15 protein-coding genes are annotated in these 20,505 nt (G+C 57.0%); 6 read left to right on the top strand and 9 right to left on the bottom strand.

All coding sequences use genetic code 11. The features are described 5' to 3' along the window. Window positions 1-4 precede the first annotated feature (4 nt). From ACR0J7_RS08505 to xylF, 5 genes are all read right to left on the bottom strand, one after another. Window positions 5-1,342 carry an MATE family efflux transporter gene (locus ACR0J7_RS08505; RefSeq protein WP_480913891.1) on the bottom strand — a complete coding sequence of 446 codons (1,338 nt, stop codon included), beginning with the start codon at window positions 1,340-1,342 and terminating at the stop codon, window positions 5-7. Between the two features lie 215 nt (window positions 1,343-1,557). Next, window positions 1,558-2,865, bottom strand: coding sequence for a xylose isomerase (xylA, locus tag ACR0J7_RS08500; RefSeq protein ID WP_480913889.1), 1,308 nt, complete (start codon window positions 2,863-2,865; stop codon window positions 1,558-1,560). A gap of 10 nt (window positions 2,866-2,875) precedes the next feature. Next, the gene (locus ACR0J7_RS08495; protein ID WP_480481611.1) at window positions 2,876-3,673 is read right to left on the bottom strand and encodes an ATP-binding cassette domain-containing protein; all 798 of its coding nucleotides are present in this window, start codon (window positions 3,671-3,673) and stop codon (window positions 2,876-2,878) included. Continuing rightward, complete coding sequence (locus ACR0J7_RS08490; protein ID WP_267364641.1) at window positions 3,673-4,971, bottom strand: sugar ABC transporter permease; 1,299 nt, start codon at window positions 4,969-4,971, stop codon at window positions 3,673-3,675. Before ACR0J7_RS08490 ends, ACR0J7_RS08495 begins: the two co-directional genes overlap by 1 nt. 76 nt (window positions 4,972-5,047) lie before the next feature. Then, on the bottom strand, window positions 5,048-6,067 hold the full coding sequence (gene xylF, locus ACR0J7_RS08485) for a D-xylose ABC transporter substrate-binding protein (protein WP_480913887.1): 1,020 nt from the start codon (window positions 6,065-6,067) through the stop codon (window positions 5,048-5,050). Window positions 6,068-6,219: 152 nt separating this feature from the next. On the opposite strand from xylF, the gene ACR0J7_RS08480 reads away from it, so the two are divergent. Continuing rightward, entirely contained in the window at window positions 6,220-7,437 is a 1,218-nt protein-coding gene (locus ACR0J7_RS08480) for an ROK family transcriptional regulator (RefSeq protein ID WP_480913885.1), read from the top strand. Continuing rightward, window positions 7,427-8,938, top strand: a complete 1,512-nt coding sequence (locus tag ACR0J7_RS08475; RefSeq protein ID WP_480913883.1) for a CRTAC1 family protein — start codon at window positions 7,427-7,429, stop codon at window positions 8,936-8,938. The genes ACR0J7_RS08480 and ACR0J7_RS08475 overlap by 11 nt, the downstream gene beginning before the upstream one ends. Here the strand turns inward: ACR0J7_RS08475 and ACR0J7_RS08470 are convergent, their stop codons facing one another. The 3 genes from ACR0J7_RS08470 to xylB are packed head-to-tail and all read right to left on the bottom strand — an operon-like array spanning window position 8,939 to window position 12,638. Further along, window positions 8,939-10,237, bottom strand: coding sequence for a cytochrome-c peroxidase (locus tag ACR0J7_RS08470; RefSeq protein ID WP_480913881.1), 1,299 nt, complete (start codon window positions 10,235-10,237; stop codon window positions 8,939-8,941). Continuing rightward, window positions 10,234-11,181 (bottom strand): aldose epimerase family protein, encoded by a 948-nt coding sequence (locus tag ACR0J7_RS08465; RefSeq protein ID WP_480913879.1) that lies wholly within the window; start codon window positions 11,179-11,181, stop codon window positions 10,234-10,236. The genes ACR0J7_RS08470 and ACR0J7_RS08465 overlap by 4 nt, the downstream gene beginning before the upstream one ends. Then, window positions 11,181-12,638 carry a xylulokinase gene (gene xylB / locus ACR0J7_RS08460; protein ID WP_480913982.1) on the bottom strand — a complete coding sequence of 486 codons (1,458 nt, stop codon included), beginning with the start codon at window positions 12,636-12,638 and terminating at the stop codon, window positions 11,181-11,183. Before xylB ends, ACR0J7_RS08465 begins: the two co-directional genes overlap by 1 nt. Window positions 12,639-12,980: 342 nt before the next feature. Between xylB and ACR0J7_RS08455 the strand changes: the two genes are divergently transcribed. Together ACR0J7_RS08455 and ACR0J7_RS08450 are read left to right on the top strand one after the other, a co-directional pair. Further along, entirely contained in the window at window positions 12,981-15,410 is a 2,430-nt protein-coding gene (locus ACR0J7_RS08455; RefSeq protein ID WP_480913877.1) for a GcvT family protein, read from the top strand. A 31-nt stretch (window positions 15,411-15,441) separates the two neighbouring features. Then, window positions 15,442-16,452: an Ldh family oxidoreductase gene (locus ACR0J7_RS08450; protein ID WP_480913875.1), complete on the top strand. Its 1,011-nt coding sequence runs from the start codon at window positions 15,442-15,444 to the stop codon at window positions 16,450-16,452. Window positions 16,453-16,616: 164 nt separating this feature from the next. Here ACR0J7_RS08450 and ACR0J7_RS08445 read toward each other — a convergent pair whose 3' ends face one another. After that, window positions 16,617-18,545 carry an FAD-dependent monooxygenase gene (locus tag ACR0J7_RS08445; protein ID WP_480913873.1) on the bottom strand — a complete coding sequence of 643 codons (1,929 nt, stop codon included), beginning with the start codon at window positions 18,543-18,545 and terminating at the stop codon, window positions 16,617-16,619. Between the two features lie 135 nt (window positions 18,546-18,680). Between ACR0J7_RS08445 and ACR0J7_RS08440 the strand changes: the two genes are divergently transcribed. Together ACR0J7_RS08440 and ACR0J7_RS08435 are read left to right on the top strand one after the other, a co-directional pair. Next, window positions 18,681-19,124, top strand: coding sequence for a MarR family winged helix-turn-helix transcriptional regulator (locus ACR0J7_RS08440; RefSeq protein WP_480913871.1), 444 nt, complete (start codon window positions 18,681-18,683; stop codon window positions 19,122-19,124). Between the two features lie 337 nt (window positions 19,125-19,461). Continuing rightward, window positions 19,462-20,502, top strand: a complete 1,041-nt coding sequence (locus ACR0J7_RS08435) for a TRAP transporter substrate-binding protein (RefSeq protein WP_480476338.1) — start codon at window positions 19,462-19,464, stop codon at window positions 20,500-20,502. The last annotated feature ends 3 nt before the right edge of the window (window positions 20,503-20,505 follow it).

The following is a 20,505-nucleotide window of genomic DNA, read 5'->3' as shown; positions in this document are numbered from 1 at the left end:
TCGCTTACCAGCCGCGACGCCCGAACAGCGAGTGAAGCCGCCCCTGGTCGGCAAAAGGCTCGGGCGTTTGCACCCGTTCCAGCCGCGCAACAACGCGCGCGACAAGAACCCATCCTATGACAGCAAAGATGACGCCCCCAAAAGCCTGACCCAGCAGAACGCCCGACGCCCCGGCGATTTGTGAGCCAATCGTGGCAAACACCCATGTGCCAATGGTGTGACGACCCCAGTTTATCCATGTGGAATAGACCGGATGGCCCAGATTGTTGAAACTGGCATTTGTCACAAAAATCACACCGTTGAAGAACGACGCCAATGCCAGCGGGCCGCAGAACAGATAAATCAGTACGCGCGTTTCCCCCTGGGCTGCGAACAAATTCGCAATTGGCGAACGCAGTAAAAACAAAATGGCCGACATGCAAAGAACATAGATTGCGGTGAACTTGATCCCGGCCAAAAACGCAGCGCGCACGCGATCAAATTTTTCTGCCCCGAAATTTTGCCCGATGATTGGCCCTATCGCACCGGACAGCGCAAAGATGACCGAAAACGCCACCGGCAACAGCCGCCCAATCACCGCCATGCCCGCAACCGCATCCGTTCCAAACTGTGCAATTTCCCGCACTACGATGGCATTCCCGATCGGCGTGGCGACATTCGTCAGAACGGCAGGGATTGCGATGGCCCGCACGGGCCGAAAATCCTGTGCCACCTGTTTCAGCGATGGGCGTGCAAATCCCTGATGCACCCGCAGCGCGGGCCACAATGCTGCTCCCAACATGCATAGCCGCGCCAGAACCGAGGCTATCGCGGCGCCATCCAACCCCAGCCCGACGGCAAAGATCAAAATCGGGTCAAGAACTGCATTCACAATGCCGCCGTAAATCGTTGCCATCATTGATCGGCGCGCATCGCCGTGGGCGCGCAGCACAGCCATCGCTGCCATCGCAATCGACATCACCCACATGGTCGGCAGAATGATCGACACATAGCGCGTCGCCAGCCGCAAAACCTCGCCTTCTGCGCCAAGCAGCGACAGCAGAAAGCTGACGTTCAGCAACACCAGAACAGAGGTTACCAACCCGACGATCAGCCCCAGAACGGCGACACTGGATGCGTATTGCCTTGCCTGTTCAGCCCGCCCGCCGCCCAACTCACGCGCGACCAGCGCCCCGGCAGAAATCGACAGACCGATATTGATTGCGTTGGTGAAAAACAGCAGCGTCCCGGCATAACCTACCGCTGCGGCCAGCGCGTCGTTGCCCAGCATCGAGATAAAGACCATATCGACAAAATCGACAGCAAATATCGCCATCAATCCAATGCTCGTGGTCAGCGACATGCGCGTCACATGTAGCATCAGGTTGCCACTTAGAAAGATTGCCTTACCTGCCGATTTTTCCACCAAGTCTTTGGTCGTCCCACCTGCGCGACCCGGACGGGCCCATGATGCCACTGCGTTCGACAAGGGAAAGCCCCGGACAACGCCTAAGTAAACTCACGCGTTTCCGGGGCTTTGTACACCGAATATTTCAGTTCAGGCTCAGCCGACCGAAATTACACAAAGCGGTTCGCGTAGTTCTCAAGCACTTCCTGACGCCCCGAGCGTGGCTGAGGATTGAGGTCTTCGGCAAGCACCCGCGCTGCAATCTCGTCGAGGCCAGAGGTTAGCATCGCCTGAGCTTTAGGCGTTTTCCAGCCTGCATACCGGTCGGCCAGCGCCTGTTCCAGACCACCATCTTCAAGCATCGCAGCTGCCGCTTTCAGGCCCCGGGCGCAGATATCCATCCCGCCCACATGCGCCGCGATCAGGTCTTCGGCATTGATGGATTGCCTGCGAAGCTTGGCGTCGAAATTGGTACCACCCGTGGTAAACCCGCCCGCTTTCAGGATGTGGTAATAAGCCAGCGCGACTTCAGGCGTGTTGTTGGGGAACTGATCCGTATCCCACCCGGACTGGTAATCGTTTCGGTTCATGTCGATGGACCCAAGCATACCTTCGGCCGAGGCAACAGCGATCTCATGTTCAAAGCTGTGTCCTGCCAGGATTGCGTGCCCTTGTTCCAGGTTCAGCTTTACCTCATCCTCAAGGCCGTACTTGCGCAGGAAACCGATGCAGGTTGCTGCATCGAAATCATATTGATGCTTGGACGGCTCCTGCGGTTTGGGTTCTACAAGGATCGTGCCGTTGAAGCCGATCTTGTGCTTGTACTCGACCACCATGTTCAGGAACCGGCCCATATGATCCAGTTCGGCCTTCATGTCGGTATTGAGCAGCGTCTCGTAGCCCTCGCGCCCGCCCCAAAGCACATAATTCTCGCCGCCCAGCTTGTGGGTCGCGTCCAAACAGGATTTCACCGTGGCGGCGGCAAATGCAAAGACATCAGGGTCGGGGTTGGTGCTGGCACCCCCCATCCAGCGACGGTGGCTGAACATGTTGGCTGTGCCCCACAACAGCTTGGTTCCGGAAACCTGCATCTTTTCACCGATATAGTCAGTGATCTCATTCAGCGTTCGCAGGTTTTCTGCAAAATTGCCCTGTTCGGGACGGATATCCGCGTCATGCCAGCAGAAATAGGGCTGACCAATGATCTCGAACATCTCAAAGGCAACATCGGCCTTCATTTTAGCGCGGCCCATGTCATCTTGCGGATGCCATGGACGTTCAAAAGTCGAGCCACCAAACGGATCCCCGCCTTCCCAGGCAAACGAGTGCCACCACGCCACGGCAAAACGCAGGTGATCCTCCATGCGCTTACCCATCACGATCTCGTCCGGGTTGTAGTGACGGAATGCGAGCGGGTTCTTACTGTTCTCGCCCTCGAACTGGACCTGCTCGATCCCCTGAAAGAAACCGCTCGTCATCTCGTTTACCTCATTCCGTCTTTTCGCCGGGCTTCTTGCCCAAAATGATCATCGACAACAGATCGTCATCCGTGACATCGGCGATGTCGACAGTGCCAACCAGTTGCCCGTTTTTCATGACCGAAGCCCGGTCGCACAACTCCATCACTGCATGCACGTCGTGGTCGATCAGGAAAATCCCGATCCCCTGCGCCTTGAGCTGCTGGATCAGGTCCGCCACCATCTGTGTTTCGTGTGGGCCAAGCGCGGCTGTGGGCTCGTCCATGATCAGGATACGCGCGTTGAAGTACACCGCACGCGCGATGGCCACCGACTGCCGCTGACCGCCGGACAGCGCCGAGACCGGGTCATTGAACTTCTGAAAGTTCGGGTTCAACTGTGCCATGATCTTGCGGCATTCGGCCTCCATCGCGGCATCGTTGACCAACCCGAAGGGCGTGACCATCTCCCGCCCCAGGAAAAGGTTCGAACTTGCATCCAGATTGTCCGCCAAGGCCAGCGTCTGATAGATCGTCTCGATATTGTTTGCACGCGCATCGCGGGGGTTGTTGATCTCAACCCTCTTGCCGTCGATCAGGATCTCTCCGTGGTCCTTCTGATAGGCACCCGAAAGCACCTTGATCAGCGTAGATTTACCGGCCCCGTTGTGGCCCAGAAGGCCCACAACCTCGCCCGGGTACAAGTCGACCGAGACACGGTCCACCGCCTTGATGCCGCCGAACGAAATCGAGATATCGCGCATTTCGACAAGCGGAGGCTGGCCGGACCCACGGCCCGAAGTTTGGTTCTGTGTTTCTTGTGCTTGCATCATTTCGCTCCCAGACGTTTGCGATAGACGATGTCGATATAGACGGCCAAAACCAGAACGGTGCCCACGACGATGTTCTGAAAGGGTGCGTCCACGCCAACCATGGCCATGCCCGATTGCAGCGCCTGCATGATCAGCGCGCCTAGGATCGCGCCGTAGATCGTACCAATACCGCCGGACAAGGCGGTGCCGCCGATCACGGCCGCAGCAATCACGCGAAGCTCATCCAATGTGCCGATATCGTTCGAGTGGTTGGCCAGACGGGCCGAGGCCACGACCGCCGACAGCGCACACAGGAACCCCATCAGCGCAAAGATCTTGACGGTCATCATGCGGGTGTTGATGCCCGACAGTTCCGCCGCATCCGGGTTGCCCCCCGTGGCAAAGATATAGCGGCCAAATCGGGTTTTGCGGGCCACAACAGTCAAGGTTACTGCAACAAGGATCAGGATCAGAACCGAGATCGGGATACCATAACCCACAACAAGCCCTTCAGGCATGGTCTCGCCCCGCGCTTCGAACATACGTTCCAGCCTGCGTGTGGGGATCGAGTAACTGTTGACGATCAAGACATAGCCCATAATGGCGATGCCAATGATCCCCGCCAAAGTTGTTTCGGCCCAAACCGGTTTCACAGGGAACCCATGGGCAGCCTTGGAGCGGCGTCCGCTCCACAACGCCCAGACCGCAATAGCGGTGGCGGCAAGGCCGAACAGAAGGCTGACCGTTGTTCCCAACGTCCCGTTGGTTCCGCCAAATATCAGGAACGTGCTGTCCAGCGGGCCGATTGTCTGGCCGTCTGTCATGTACCAGGCGACGTTGCGCCAGACCAGAAAACCGCCAAGCGTCACGATAAAGGCCGGTATGGTCAGATAGCCTACCATCCAACCGTGGAATGCGCCGATCAAGGTTCCGACTGCGAGGCCGACAACAAGGGTGATTGCCCAAGTCGCCGGGTGATTTAAACCTAACCCCAGCACGTTCGGCAGAAGTTCGGTCTGTGTCATCGCCATGACGGCGGATGTGGTCGCCAGCAGCGCGCCGACCGAAAGATCAATGTGGCGCATCACGATAATGAACACCATGCCGCAGGCCATTATCGCGACCGAGACGGTCTGGATCGACAGGTTGAACAGGTTTCTGGGCGTCAGAAAACGGCCATCCGTTACGATGTTGAAGCCGATGCAAAGGATGATGAAGGCGCCGATCATGCCCAATAGCCGCATGTCCAGTTCCAGTTGCTGGAACAGGTTGGCCTTTGCTTTTTGGGGTACCGGCTGAGACGAAGTTTCGGTCATATCCGATCTTTCATGTTCAGCTATGGTCTCTGGCCCGGCCTTGCGGGCCAGAGACGTTATGGTTTGGAGACTTGACTTAGTTGCAGGGTGCAGGGCCGTTTTCGACGCCTTGGCACAGGTCTTCCAGCGGAATCCAGCCAGCATCGACCACAACGGAAAGGTTGTCTTTTGTGATCGGCACAGGCGCCAGGAAGACAGACGTCATCTCAGTCCCACCGGGCGAAGTCCAGCTGACCGCGCCTTCGACGTCCGCCGCAGCCGTTCCACCGCTCAGCGCGACCGCGATTTCACCTGCGGCCTTGCCCAGCTCACGTGCGTCTTTCCAGACCGAAACGGTTTGCGTGCCTTTGGCCACCCGGTTCAGCGCCGCATGGTCGCCATCCTGACCCGACACCGGAATACCGTCCATACCTTGCGCGGTCAGTGCAGCAACTACACCGCCTGCGGTTCCGTCATTTGACGCGACTACAGCATCGACTTTGTTTTCGTTGGCGGTAAGGATCTGTTCCATGTTGCGCTGCGCGTTCGCAGGCAGCCAGCCATCGGTATAGGCTTCGCCCACGATCACAATGTCACCACTGTCAACAGCGCCCTGAATGATCTCCTGTTGACCACCGCGCAGGAAATCCGCGTTCGGGTCGGTGGGCGAGCCCTTGATCATCACATAGTTGCCCTTGGGCATGGCGTCGAACACCGCGCGCGCCTGCATACGACCGACTTCGACATTGTCAAAGGTCAGGTAGAAGGCCCGATCATCTTCGATCAGACGGTCATACGCGATGACTGGGATACCTTCGTCGGCCGCTGCCTGAACAGCTGGACCGATGGCCTGGGAATCCTGCGCCAGTATAATCAGAGCATCAACGCCCTGGGCGATCAGGCTTTCAATATCCGACAATTGCTTGGCCGACGACGATTGCGCATCTGCCGAAATATATTCGGCACCGCCCGCCTCAAGCGCGGCTTTGATTGCCGCTTCGTCGGTTTTCCAGCGCTCTTCCTGGAAGTTCGACCAGCTGACACCGACCGTGGTTTCTGCAAACGCAACCGTCCCCATCAGGGCGGCCACAGCAGAAGCGCTGAGAATTCGTTTCATGATTTCCTCCCGGTTTATCGAGCCATCGCTTCATGATTCGTGGCTCTCACAATTCTGAGTAGCATAATTATTTCAGTCAGTAAAATATTTATGCTACCCGAAAGAAGAAAAACCGCTTACGCTTGGGAAATCATCAGATTCGCGAGGGCAGGATGCTGAAAAGCAAGGTTTCTTCAAACGCTACGGATCAACGAAACATCACCCGTTTGCGCGTGCTGGAACAAATCCGGTCGACCGGGGCGATATCGCGGATCGACATTGCAAGCGCGCTTGAGACCAGCCCGGCGACAGTGACAACGGCAACGTCAGATCTGCTTTCAGCTGGTCTGATTCAGGAAATCGAAGGCGAAACACCGTCTAAGTCCGCGCGCCGCGGCAGACCACGTGTGTTGCTGAAACTGCATGGCGGATGTCACCTGATTGCCGGTGTGAAAGTGGCCCGGCACCAGATTTCAGTCATCCTGGTCGATTTTGAAGGCACCGAGATCACCTCTTACACTCATCCGCTGGAAGAGGCCCGGATGGCCCCAGAGGTTTTTGCAAAAAAGATATACGCGGCGCTGGAACAGGCCTGCACCTCTGCAAGCAGGTCCCTGACAGAGGTTTCCGGCGTCTGCATCGGAATTGCCGGACTGGTCGACGCAGAGCGGAATTTTGTACATTGGTCATCTTCGCTGACAGTGCGCAATGTGGATCTGAGCCCGCTTCTGTCCCAAGTGCTCCCCTGCCCCGCGTTTATCGAGAATGACGCCAATCTGGTTGCAAAGGCCGAACAGCTTTTCGGGCTTGGCAAAGGGCTGAAGAACTTTCTGGTTGTCACGATAGAACACGGCATTGGTTTGGGCATTGTGTTGGATGGCAAACTATATCGCGGCGAGCGCGGCTGCGGCGCGGAATTCGGGCATGTCAAAGTTCAGCTGGATGGCGCGTTATGTCAGTGTGGGCAACGCGGATGCCTTGAAGCTTATGTTGGGGAATATGCCCTGATCCGCGAGGCAACCATTGCCAGCCAGGCTACTGACCCGCACACTCTTGCTGATATTCACGCCGCCGCCCAATCCGGTGATGCCCGGTCCATTTCAGTTCTGTCCCGCGCTGGCCAGATGTTTGGAATGGGGCTTTCCAACCTGATCAATCTGTTCGACCCGGAATGCATCATTCTGTCCGGCACCCGAGGCAGCTTTGAATACCTGCATTCCGACGCAGTGATGACCCGCATCAAAAACGGTGTCGTCAGCGTTGACGCGCCACTGCCTGAAATCAACGTAAACCATTGGGGGGATTCAATGTGGGCAAAAGGGGCAGCGGCCTATGGGATCGAACAAGTCTCGATCCTGAAAGTCAGGGAACTGGCGGAAAATGCAAGTTGAACTGACGATCCTGCTAGCGACAGCTTCCACCGCCATGGCTGACATCAGCCTGCCGCAGTTTCACAGTATCGACGTCCCGAGCCATGTTTACGACGGAGGATGGGAGCACTTCGTCGGCGGAGGCGTCGCCGTTTTCGATTGCAACGGCGATGATCGGCCCGAGCTGTTTGCCGCAGGGGGAACCAATCCGGCGCAATTGTTTGTCAACACATCAGGACCCAATGTCAGTTTTCGGCCAGAAACGCCAAGCGCACTGTCCCTGACCGGCGTGACCGGCGCCTACCCACTGGATATCGACGGGGACGGATTTGTGGACTTGGCGGTTTTGCGTGTTGGTGAAGACGTTTTGTTGCGTGGCAAGGCGAATTGCGCATTCGAACCGTTCACCTCGCTGAATTTCCAGTCTCAGGAACACTGGACCACCGGTTTTTCCGCCACTTGGGAAAGCGGTCAATCCCTGCCGACACTGGCTTTTGGAACATATGTCGACCGAACCAATCCCGATGGCCCGTTTGAAGCCTGCGGGCCGACGCTTTTGTATCGCCCCGAAGGGACGGCTTATGGCCCACCTCTCCACCTGGTACCGGGACATTGTTCCTTGTCCATACTGTTTTCCGACTGGGCGCGCAGCGGGCGCGCGGACCTGCGTGTCAGTAACGACCGCCATTACTATGTACGCGGCGGGCAAGAGCAGCTTTGGGCTATGGAAGACACGCCACGCCTTTACGCGCCGGAAGATGGGTGGCTGCCCTATTCGATCTGGGGCATGGGGATTGCATCAAGGGATATATCAGGGGACGGCTTCCCTGATGTTTACCTGACCTCGATGGGGGATCAAAAGTTTCAGATCTTTGATCCCACGGCCGAGGGGCCGACATGGCGCGACGCGACTTATGACCGGGGGACAACGGCGCACAGGCCGCATGTCGGTGGCGATGGTCGCCCGTCAACCGGCTGGCATGCGCAGTTCGGCGACGTCAATAACGACGCGCGCGACGACATATTTGTCGCCAAGGGCAATGTCGAACAGATGCCTGATGCGGCGCAAACCGACCCCAACAACCTGTTGCTGCAATCCGCAAATGGCCAGTTTTTCGAAGCTGCCTCAGCGGCGGGTGTCGCCTCCATGGGCAAGTCCCGCGGTGGAGCCTTGGCCGACCTGAATGGGGATGGATCGCTTGATCTGGTCGTGGTCAATCGCGGGTCAGCGCTTGAGGTATTTCAGAACGAACAACAGCTTGAAAACTGGATTCAGGTTGATCTTGGCCAAGATCGACCCAATCGCGCAGCTGTCGGAAGCTTCATCGAGGTTAAAACCACCGACGGAAATCAAACGCGGGAAGTGACCATTGGCGGCGGTCATGCAAGCGGCATCTCCGGGCTTCACCACTTTGGCTTGGGCCACGCGGACGAACTGGAGCTGCGGGTTATCTGGCCAGACGGCACGGTTGGTGATTGGCAGACCTTCAGAAGCAACCAAGTGCTTCGCATCGACCGCTGATCATTGATCAACAGGCAAACCGCTGGGAACATGCGCTGGCACACCCAGCCGTACTGCCGGGTCTTCCAATGTGCTGAGAAAGCTCAAAATGGCGTTTACTTCATCATCACTCAGGCTGATTGGGGCCAGATCATTCGACGCTGCAATCGCCTCGGTCAGCGTGGGGTCGAGCAAGGCTTTTTGATCTTCCGCGCCCGGAAACTCTGGCAACGCTGCTTTTTCGACCGAGTAGCTGCGCAAAGCTGCGACCGGATCCAGATGATGACGGACAACATCTTCAAGCCGCGCGTAGGCTCCGTTGTGACCATAGGGTGCCGTAAGGGTCACATTGCGCAAGGATGGCGTGCGAAATGTGAAGGCGTCATCCGCATTGCCCGTCACACGCAATCGCCCGTCGTCGCGAAAATGGTTCTCGAACCGGGCGGCTTTTCCCGGCCCGATTTGCGGCATGGCGATAGAATGAAATCCATGATCCGTCTGGAACCAACCGGAATGGCAGGTGCTGCACCCGGCTTTGCCGTAAAAAAGGTCGAGCCCCATTTGTGCCTGTTCGGGCAGCGCCTCTTTCCCCTGCATCGCGCGATCAAACAGGCTGTTGTCAGCGCGCCATTCAAAGGCGATGAAATCGGCAATGATATTGGCGATTGCGGTAAAAGTGATCTCTTCTCCGGGCGCGAGCTGGTCAAAGCGCGCCCTGTATTCCGGGATTGCGGCAACACGCGCCGCGATAAGCTCCCATGCGCCGTCCTTTTGGGTCAGCAACCCAAGACGTACGGCTTTGCTCACTTCGTTTTCCGAATAGTGGCCGGCCATTTCGTCAGCCGACAAGACCGGGAACATCGCTTGCGCGGCCAGTGCAGATTGGAAGCCCGGCCTCATATCTGTGCCCAAGGGCGTTCGGAACCCGTCAGGCTGTGACGGGTCTGCCTCAAGACGCCCGTCATGAAAGAAGGTGGTGAATTCCAGCGCCCCAAGGTTCCACAGCCCCGGTGCATTTCGGGGAATGCGCTGCTCGGGCATGTTTTCCTGATCAAGCCTGCGCGCTGCCCCCAGCCCCACACCGCCTTCGCCGATACCCAGAGACAGCGCGTCTGACGTTCCCAGTTTCGGATGATGACAAGTGGCGCAGCTGATGTTTTTGTTCCCCGACAGGATCGGGTCGTAAAACAGCAACTGTCCCAGTTCGACCTTGGCAAGGTCCCGTTCTACAAATTGAGGAAGCGGCCCGAGGTCCTGCGCCTGCGCCGCCGACAGTGTCACGCAAAAGGCCAGAGCATACACCGATATCGCAACTTTCATGCCTGATCCTCTGCGATTTCCAACGTCAGAACTTGTTTATACGGATTGTCCGGAGAATAGATGACGGACGGAAACAAGGGGTGGTTCACAGCGTCCGTGTAACCGGAAGGCTCAATGCAAAGCCCTGCGCATGGCGTGAAAGGATCGGACAGGTGCGCGGCGGAATAGACCTGCGCGCCGGGCTGATCAGAGTAGGTATTCATGCGCAAACCTGACGGTGTTTCGACTGTGGCAACCGGTCGATCGAAATTGCCCGCCTCTTCAAACACGAAGTAGTGGTCAATGCCACGCCCCTCATCACCGATAACGCGCGGGGATGAGAAATCCAGCGCTTGGTTTTCGATCTCATCCACGACGCCTGTCGGAGTGGAGCTGTCGTCCAGTTCCAGTACCCGCTTGGAATTCAGGGTCAATCGGCTGTCAAGAATACTGCTATGACATCCCAGAGAATAGTAATTGTGCTGCGCAATGCTGATCGGCGTAGGACGGTCCGGCCATGCGGTGATCGTGTAAGTCAGCCGTGGAAAAGCCAGCTCGACATGAATCACGAACCTGATTTCTCCGGGAAAACCGTCAGCGCCGTCAGGTGACGTCAAGGACAGAACCGCACGGTTCGACTTGGTCTTCCTGATAATCCAGTGGCTGCGTGACAGCCCGACCACACCGCCATGAAGCGTGTTTTCCCCCTCATTCGCCGTCAAGCGATAAGCGGCATCCTGCATATTAAACTTTGCGCCACCGATCCGATTGGCGACGCGACCCACGATTGCACCCAGATAATATGGGTCCGTCAGATATTCCTGCGGGTTTTGATAGCCCAGGATCAAGGGCGTTTCACCGATCCACCACCCTTGTGTGATCGCCCCATAGCTCAGCAGGGAAACCGACATCGCACCATCTTCCAGAACAACCTGTTCGATGGGTAGGGAAGTGACGCCCTTCATCATGGCGCAGACAAGGGGGATAGTGCCGCATAAAATTGGCGGTATCTTTGATATTCAGCCTCATAGGCGTCGAATAACCCCGCGCGCGGCTGAACAATTTCAGAGATTTCTGGCGATGTCATGAGCTCCACCGGGTCTGCGCCGTTTACTGCACAGGCAGCAAGGCGTGCCGCGCCTATGGCGGCTCCGAATTCACTGCCTTTAGGCAAGGCAAGCGGGACGCTCAGAACAGTTGCCAGCGTCTCGACCCAGAACCGGGATCGTGCGCCCCCGCCCACGACCATCAGGCTTTCAGGTTTTGTTCCCGTGCTCCTGAGAGCCTCAAGGCAATCGCGCAGCGCGAATGAGACACCTTCCATCACGGACTGTGCAAGATCCGCTGGATCCGACGCAATATCCAACCCAAGAAATGCCCCCCGGATGGCGCTGTCATTATGAGGGGTACGTTCCCCCGACAGGTATGGCAGGAACTTGGTCTTCGACGGCCCGGTGACGGTATCCGGTAAAGCCGATGCGAGTACACCAACGGATTGGCCGAGATTCCGGGACAGCCAGTTCAGGCTGTTGGTCGCCGAAAGGATGACACCCATTTGGATCCAGCGCTCCGGCAACGCGTGGCAGAAGCAGTGAACCGCCGTTTCCGGTGCGGGCGCGTAACTGTCCTTGGCAACCAGCAGCACACCGGACGTTCCCAGCGATAGAAAACCGCGGCCTTCGGCGATGCTTCCAATACCACAGGCCGCCGCCGCGTTGTCGCCTGCCCCGCCCGCAACGACTACGGGTCCGGTCAGGCCCCAGTGCTGCAAAATCTCCGCCCTCAGCTCGCCCCCGGCGGCGCTGCCTTCGACCAGTTCGGGCATCTGATCCCGACGCATGCGGCTGAGCTCAAGCGCTTTTTCTGACCATTCCCGACGTCCGACGTCCAACCACGCTGTACCCGCGCTGTCAGACATGTCGCTGATGTATTCTCCGGTCAGCCAGAAGCGCAAATAATCTTTGGGGAGCAACACTTTGGCAGTCTTTTCAAAAACGTCAGGTTCATGCCTGCGCACCCATTCCAGTTTAGGCGCAGTGAAGCCGGGAAAAACGATGTTTCCGGTGATCGATCGCATCGCGGAATGCGCATCCAGTTCGGCAGCTTCGCGGGCAGACCTTGTGTCGTTCCAAAGGATACAGGGCCTCAAGACGCTACCCTGTCGGTCCAGAAGCGTTGCGCCATGCATATGTCCGCTCAGACCAATGCCGCGCACTGCCGAAAACGCAGCGTTGTTTTGCCCGCGCAACTGGGCAACGACCTTTTGACACGCTTCAACCCAATCCGCAGGTTCTTGCTCTGACCAGCCCGGATGCGGTGTCGATGTATTCACGCTTGCTTCGGCCTCGGCAACGACGCCGCCGTCTTCACTGACCACAATTCCCCGAAGACCTGACGTCCCCAAATCAAGACCGAGATACACCTGTTCCTCCCACTTGTAAGCCGCAATACGTAGGCAACAGAAACCCAGTTTTGCAAAGGTATCAGGTTTCACTGGCACAGTTTGCGCTAACATAACAAGGTGAAACAACACAAGGCACATAAAAATTGATGCCGTGCTGGACAGCACCGAATGACCGGGACCCAGACAGCGACCAATGCGAAGGCACCCGGTGAGAGGTGACCTGAACTAAGCCGCAGGAGAGATTTTTTGCGATTGTCTGGCGCCATGTTTCCGTAAAAACTTCGGAACGTTCTCATCTTACTGATTTCGGGCAGGCAGAGCGTCTGACACTATGATCAGTCGCAAGAAGGAAATCGGCAAATGAAGTCACATGCCAAAGTTGTTGTCGTTGGCGGCGGATGTGTGGGCGCGTCCATTCTGTATGGGCTGACACAGCACGGCTGTAGCGATGCGGTGATGCTGGAACGGACCACGCTGACCTCAGGCTCGACCTGGCATGCGGCCGGTCTGCTGGTCACCTTCGTGCGGTCCCGAAACGTGTCGAAGATGACGATGGAAACCATCCGCATCTATTCCGAAGTCGAACAGAAGATGGGTGCATCTGTAGGCTTGCGCAAAGTGGGTCAGCTGCGCGTTGCCAACACCCAGGAACGTTGGGATGAATTCCAGTCATATATCTCGATTGCCGAGGCCGCCGGTGTGCCCTGCAAACTGTTGACGCCGGCGGAAATTGCCGATGTTCACCCCCTTTTGAGCCAGTCCGAGCATATTCGCGGCGGTATCCTGCATACCGAGGACGGCTATGTGAACCCGGCCGACATCACCATGGCAATGGCAAAACTGGCGCGGGATGCAGGCGCCACAATCTGTCAGAACACCGAAGCACAGGCGTATGAAAGGCTGGAAAGCGGTCATTGGAAAGTGACCACCAATCAGGGTGAGATCACGTGCGAGCATCTGGTTTTTGCCACCGGCAACTATGCCCGTGAAAATGCCCGGCGCGTTGGGCTGGACCTGCCCTGCATTCCTATCGTTCACCAGTACTGGACCACGGAAACCGTTCCACTGCTCAAGGAACGTCGCGCGCAGGGTTTGCCCGAGTTCCCGATCCTGCGGGATGAGGATTACGGCGCATATCTGCGCGAAGATGTCGGTGGCATTCAGTTCGGGCCCTATGAATTCACCAAGGACCTGAAACTGTTTGCCGAAGACCGCGTGCCACCTGACTTTGGCGCAGACCTCTTGCCCGAGGATTTCGATGCCGTGGAAACCCAATGGGAACGGGCAATCGAACGGGTGCCAGTTCTAGGCGAGGTGGGCATCAAGGCCAACACGCGCGGCCCCTTCCAAATGACGCCGGACGAATTGCCACTTGCCGGGCCAGCGCCGGGGCACAAAAACCTGTGGCTGGCCGAAGGGATGCCCGGTGGCATTCTGTGGGGCGGCACCGTGGGCGAACGGCTGGCCCGCTGGATCGTCGATGGTGATCCGGGCATGGACATGTCGGAACTGGACCCGCGTCGTTTCTCTGACTACGCCTCCAAACGCTGGACCATGGACAAGGTTCGCGAAACCTGGGGCACACATATGAACGCGCACATCCCCGGCGAAGATTTCCCGGATGCGCGCCCAATGAAAACCGTGGGGTCTTACGATCTGCTGACGGCGCATGGCGCAGTCTGGACCAGCTTCAACGGCTATGAATTCCCGCGTTGGTTCGCCAAATCGCCGCAAGAGGCGATCCCCGAACATTCTTTCCGCCGCGCCAATCACATGGAACGCGTTCAGGAGGAAGTACGTACCACCCGCGAAGAGGCCGGGTTCATCGAGATGTCGCCGATGACCAAGTTTACTATACGCGGTCCCGGCGCTGCGCGGTGGCTGGATGGTCTGATGGCAAACAAATTGCCCAAAGTGGGCCGGATGAACCTGTCGCTCTTGTTGAATCCAAAAGGTGGCATGGATGCGGAATACACAGTTGTCCGCTATGCCGAGAATGATTTTTACCTGGTCTCTACCCCGAATTGGCGCGCCTATAACTGGGATCAGCTGCAACGCCTGCTACCACAAGATCAATCGGTTATCCTTGAAGACGTTTCGGAACAGTTGGGTGTGATCGCGCTGGCCGGTCCCAAGGCGCGCGAGATTTTGCAACCATTGACCGACAACGATTTGTCGAATGCTGCTTTTCCCTGGCTCTCTGCACAAATGGGTGAAGTGGGCTATGCCAAAGACGTTCATCTGCTTCGGGTATCTTACACAGGCGAGCTGGGTTGGGAACTGCACCATCCGGTCGGGTATAACCGCCACCTTGTCGACCTGCTTTTGAAAACCGGTGTAAAACCCTTCGGTCTTGAGGCTTTGGAATCCATGCGCCTTGAAAAATCCTATCGCGCCATCAAACGCGAGATTTGCAAGGACATGACACCGTATGAGGCCAGCCTTGATCGGTTTGTTGTCACCGAGGGGCGAGAGTTCATCGGAAAAGCGGCGTTGGAGAAGCAGAGATGCGAGGGCAATCACAAACGGCTGGTCACGTTGAAACTTCCCTTTGGTGAAACTTCGGTGATGTTCGATGAAGGCGTTTATGCAAACGGTGAACTGATCGGGCACGTTACGTCGGGCGGGTTCTCTTATTATTGCAACCACGACATAGCGATGGCACTTGTACCAAACGATATGACCGCGCCGGGTAAACGGATGCAGGTGTTGGTCCATAACGAAATGCGCGATGCCGAGGTGATCGATACTTGCGCCGTTGATCCCACCAGCGCGCGTGCGCGTGCCTGACCCCTGAAGTAAAAAGACTGGATTTGAAAAGATGACCGAACAATCGACCAATACGCTTTCTCTTGCCGAGGTTCGGGCGCTGGCGAAATCCGTACTTGTTTCTGCCGGTGTAAACGCGCAGGGCAGCGATATTCTGGCCGACATTGTTACCCGGTCCGAGCGGGACGGTCCGCGCAGCCACGGATTGCGTATGCTGCCGGTCTATGTCCAAAGCTTCACCTCGGGCTATGCAAACGGCAATGCGAAACCCAAGATAGAAAAGGTTGCCCCGGGCGTTCTGCGCTGTGACGCAGATAACGGGTACTATCAGGTCGCCGCAGCAGAAGCCCGCGACGCGTTGATCGAAATGACGCAGGAAAACGGCATTGCCGCTTTCTCCTGCGCAAATTGCCACCATCTGGGCGCGTTGCGGTTTGACACCGAACCGCTGGCCGAAGCGGGTCTGGTAGCTTTCGCCGTGATCAACTCTTTGTCCATGGTGGTGCCGCAAGGCGGGGTGCGCCCGGTATTTGGCACCAACCCGATGTCTTTTGCCTGCCCGCGCGAAGACGGCGCGCCGATAGTCTGGGATCAGGCGTCTTCAATGGTTGCTTTGATGGATATCCGCATGGCCGCAGCCGAAGGGCACGACCTGCCCCGCCCTGCCGGGCTGGACCCTGACGGCGCACCCAGCACGGACCCGAACGCCATTCTGGAAACCCGCAGCCTGTTACCTTTTGGCGAGCACAAGGGCGCCGCAATCGCTTTCATGGTTGAGGTGTTGGGTGCCGCCCTGGCTGGTGGAACCCTTTCCGTAGACAATCAGGAACGCGAGGCGTTCGGGGCCCTGAACATCAAAGGCGGCGCAACACTGATTGCGATTGATCCGACGCGGTTCGGCAACGCGGCCTTCAATCAATTTATCACGCGCATTTGCGCAGAAATTGTCGGCAATGGGGAAGCCCGTGTTCCGGGTGACGGGCGTCTGGCCAAACGGGCGGCAGCCGAGGCTGACGGTGTTGTGGTCAGCACCGAGGTTCTAGCCGCGTTAAACGCGTCCTGAAATACCCACGCTTAGCTTCCTGGCTAGAGAGCCTTCCTGCGACACGGGCGGCTTCAAGCGCCAATCCAGATTTGCCCAGGCGGCAATCCTGCAGAACCAAGCACGGATGCGACAAACCATTCTCCCCTCGGAACGGCGGTCCGTTGTGACCAGAGACGTCGTACTTATCGACCGCCGCCCGAAACAAATAGTCTGGAGAAGAAGTCACACAGGTCAGCGTGACACTCCAGAGGCAAAACATGCGCCACATATTGGTCCGGTCTGACGACGACCATACAGCCCTTTGTCCGGTTAATTCCGCGCATTTCGTAGATGTCTTCGCGCCTCTTGTGATCAACGCAAAAAACCTTCTCGAAGTCGCGCAGGCCATACCTGCCCTTCTCGGGTTTCAAAAGAGACGGCATATCCTCATAGGCCAGCGAATTGAAATCCTGCGGGAAGATGGCCCGTAGATCTATCAAACCGTCGATGTCTTCGTCAGGGCGCGCAAACCGTCGCAGAGGAGAGTTCGGATCGCTTTGCAAAGCCTCGCAAAGGTGATGGATCGATCCGCCTTGCGTACCTGCGTCTCCCTGTCCAGCGAAGGCATAGAGCCTCCAACGCGCATCCGCTTCGGCCACATGTCCCAATTGCATAGGCATGGCATCCGCAAGCCGGACAACTGGTGCGGAATGAAATCGCTTGCCTATAACCAGCCCACGCGCCAGATGCTGGTGAACCGGTTCGGCGACCAAGTCCGAAGGCCCATAGTGAACCGAAAGCCCGCCAGTGAATTCCAGATTTTCAATAAACTGTTTTTGAAATCGGGGCATGTCGGTGCCGTCAAGCTCTGACTCGCCCGGTGGCGCACTCATGATCCGGGCCCATCTATGGTCGGTTTCGACCAGTCTTTTGGCCTCTTGCAAACGCTCGGCCGAGTAGCTGTGAAGAAGGTCAGGCTTTGACCTTCCTGTCAGCACATGCACCAGTTTCCAGCCCAGGTTGAATGTATCGCCCATCGACACGTTCATCCCCTGACCCGCCTTGGGGCTATGGGTGTGGCAGGCGTCGCCCGCCGTGAACACGCGCGGGGTGCGTGTCGCAATTTCATGCTGCGGAACATCGTCGAACTTGTCGGTCAGCCTGTGGCCAATCTCGTAGACCGACCACCAAACGACTTCTTTTACGTCGATGGAATAAGGACGCATGATCCGGTTCGCGGCAGCGATGATATGGTCAGCCGTCAGATTGCGGTTGGCGACCCGCTCATCCGGGTTCAGTTTGTCAAGCTCGACATACATTCGGAACAGGTATCCGCCTTCGCGCGGAAGGATCAGAACGTTTCCTTCCGAAGCCGATTGAACAAGGCATTTCCGTCGCAAATCGGGGAAATCGGAATTCGCCAATATGTCCATAACGCCCCACGCCTGGTGTGCGGCGTCGCCTTGCAGCTTACCCCCGATAGCCCTGCGCACATTGCTGCGTGCACCGTCACAGCCTACGACATAGTTCGCACGTACTGTAAGCCGTTCAACGACGTCACCATCATCGCCCAGGCGTTCAAGCTCTGCCCTGACAGGGTGATCCGTGGAACCGGTATCAATCGTCAAATCGCTGACACGAAGCCCGTAATGGGGTTGCAGCCGCGTTGGAGCGTTTCTCATCACGTCCAGAAACAGCTCATGAATCCGGGCCTGATTCATCAAGGTATGTGGCATCTCGGATTGATCGTCGGCCACGTCCTGCACCGTGCCCGCCCGGCGGATGTGGTCCGGGTATGCGGGATTGGGCGTCCAGAATGCCGTTTGGTTGACCCAATACGCTTCGCGCTTCACTCTCTCAGCGAAACCAAACGCCTGAAACATCTCCATCGAACGGACGTTGACACCGTCCGCCTGGCCTTTCTCCATCGGACCCGGCTTTTGATCCACGATCATTGTCGAAACTTCGGCGAACCCGGCCAGTTGCGCCGCAAGGCAAAGCCCGGCCGGTCCACAACCCGCGATCAGAACATCAACCTTTTCGGGGAGGGTTGTGGGGTGGTTGTGGTGACCGAACGCAGCCGGTTTGATATCCGGATCACCCGGACGAAATCCATCAACGTAATATTGCATTGCCCCCTCCTCCGCAGGTTCACGCAAGTTTAATAACTATACTTACTAATTCCTGTCAACAAAGATATGTACACTCACTAATTGCCGCGGTAGTTCTGAAAAAGTGACGGCGTAAAGTGATTTCGGAGGTTTTGAATGAGTATTTACGGAATGGCGGGTCACCTCATCCGCAGGCTCAATCAGATTTCAACCCACGTGTTCTCGGTCCGGATGCAGGAGGCCGGGATCGACCTTACATCCGTTCAGTACGCAGCACTTGAAACAATTCGCGCCGAACCCGGCATTGATCAGGCGACAGTCGCAGCGAAAATCGCCTATGACCGCGCAACAATCGGCGGGGTTATCGACCGGCTGGAGCAGAAAAACTACGTCAAACGCTCGGTCAGTCAACGTGACAGACGCGCGCGAGAGGTCACCTTATCCGAAAAAGGAAAAGACATCCTAGCGGCAGCTGCGCCAGTCGTAATTGACCTGCAAAATGAGATCCTCGAAGGGCTAACTCCGAATGAACGCGAAACTTTCCTGAAGCTCGCAGGCAAGGCAGTTGAAGCTGTCACCAACGATAGCACACGGTCTTGAATTCCACCGCGGGCGCTGGTCCAATTGAAACAGGGAAAGCAAATCCACCGTTTTCGCTCTTTAGTTACCGAAAACAGAAACTAAAACCTAAGAAATCTCAATTTACCTTTGAGCCAACCGAGGGCAATGTAATCCTGAGAGGATAACTTGGCGTCCGCGCATAACCTGTCTGTTGCGTAGCGTTTCGACGAAAAGGTTCACATGTGTGAGCATTCTGTTTTCCGAAAAGGACCTGAAACCAAACACTAAGAAAGTGGATCAAAATCGTTATAAAACATAACTAATATGAGCAATCATGAACAGGGATGATACTCATAGGTCATCTAGGGAGGAGACCATGACCAACTTGCGCAGAACCATACTCAAATCTGCAGTGGCGGCGATTGCTTTTGGCGCCATGTCAACCACTGCCATTGCGGCCGAAGTGACACTGCGGATGCACCAATTCCTGCCAGCACAAGCCAACGTACCCAAGAACGTTCTGGATGTCTGGGCCGACAAGGTCGAAGCGGATTCGGATGGCCGGATCGAAATTCAAAGGTTTCCGTCCATGCAGCTTGGGGGCAAACCCCCCGAACTGATCGACCAGGCCATTGATGGTGTGGCCGACATTGTCTGGACGGTGTCCGGATATACGCCGGGCCGCTTTCCCCGGACCGAAGTGTTCGAACTGCCGTTCACCATGACGAATGCAGAAGCCGTCTCACGCGCCTATTGGGATCTGGCCGAAGAAACCATGATGGACGATGACTTCAAGCAATTCAAAGTTCTCGGGCTCTGGGTGCACGGGCCCGGTCTAATCCATTCAAAAGAGCCGATCGAAAGCATCGAGGATCTGAACGGTGTAAAGCTGCGCGCACCTACACGCGTAACGAACGGCCTTTTCAGCTCGCTTGGGGCAACCCCGGTTGGCATGCCTGTTCCCGCGGTACCTGAAGCGCTGTCTAAAGGCGTGATCGACGCAACTGTGATTCCCTGGGAAGTGACCGGCGCCCTGAAGGTCAACGAACTGGTCGGAAACCACACGACCTTTGGCGACGACACGCTATATACCACCACCTTCATCTTCGCGATGAACAAGGACCGCTGGGATGCATTGCCGGATGATCTGAAGGCCGTCATCGACGCCAACTCGGGCGCTGAATTCTCGGCCTTCGCAGGCAAGCAGATGCAGGCCGATGATGACGGGCCACACAAGCAGGCGATGGAACGCGGCAACAACATCATCACGCTGAGCCCGGAACAGGTTGCGGAATGGAAGGCAGCATCACAGCCGACCACTGACGCCTGGATCGCCGAGATGGATGAAAAAGGTCTGGACGGAACCGGCTTGCGCGCCCGCGCGCTCGAACTGATTTCGCAATACTCCGGCAACTGATCC

The organism is Ruegeria sp. O4 (genome assembly GCF_056535125.1).
This window is presented reverse-complemented; position numbering and strand designations above follow the sequence as displayed.

Coding starts and splice junctions, on each gene's coding strand:
- ACR0J7_RS08435 (WP_480476338.1), top strand. CDS start 19,462: ATGACCAACTTGCGCAGAACCATACTCAAATCTGCAGTGGCGGCGATT.
- ACR0J7_RS08440 (WP_480913871.1), top strand. CDS start 18,681: ATGAGTATTTACGGAATGGCGGGTCACCTCATCCGCAGGCTCAATCAG.
- ACR0J7_RS08490 (WP_267364641.1), bottom strand. CDS start 4,971: ATGACCGAAACTTCGTCTCAGCCGGTACCCCAAAAAGCAAAGGCCAAC.
- ACR0J7_RS08450 (WP_480913875.1), top strand. CDS start 15,442: ATGACCGAACAATCGACCAATACGCTTTCTCTTGCCGAGGTTCGGGCG.
- ACR0J7_RS08480 (WP_480913885.1), top strand. CDS start 6,220: ATGCTGAAAAGCAAGGTTTCTTCAAACGCTACGGATCAACGAAACATC.
- ACR0J7_RS08495 (WP_480481611.1), bottom strand. CDS start 3,673: ATGCAAGCACAAGAAACACAGAACCAAACTTCGGGCCGTGGGTCCGGC.
- ACR0J7_RS08455 (WP_480913877.1), top strand. CDS start 12,981: ATGAAGTCACATGCCAAAGTTGTTGTCGTTGGCGGCGGATGTGTGGGC.
- ACR0J7_RS08505 (WP_480913891.1), bottom strand. CDS start 1,342: ATGTCGCTGACCACGAGCATTGGATTGATGGCGATATTTGCTGTCGAT.
- ACR0J7_RS08470 (WP_480913881.1), bottom strand. CDS start 10,237: ATGAAAGTTGCGATATCGGTGTATGCTCTGGCCTTTTGCGTGACACTG.
- ACR0J7_RS08465 (WP_480913879.1), bottom strand. CDS start 11,181: ATGAAGGGCGTCACTTCCCTACCCATCGAACAGGTTGTTCTGGAAGAT.
- xylF (WP_480913887.1), bottom strand. CDS start 6,067: ATGAAACGAATTCTCAGCGCTTCTGCTGTGGCCGCCCTGATGGGGACG.
- ACR0J7_RS08475 (WP_480913883.1), top strand. CDS start 7,427: ATGCAAGTTGAACTGACGATCCTGCTAGCGACAGCTTCCACCGCCATG.
- ACR0J7_RS08445 (WP_480913873.1), bottom strand. CDS start 18,545: ATGCAATATTACGTTGATGGATTTCGTCCGGGTGATCCGGATATCAAA.
- xylA (WP_480913889.1), bottom strand. CDS start 2,865: ATGACGAGCGGTTTCTTTCAGGGGATCGAGCAGGTCCAGTTCGAGGGC.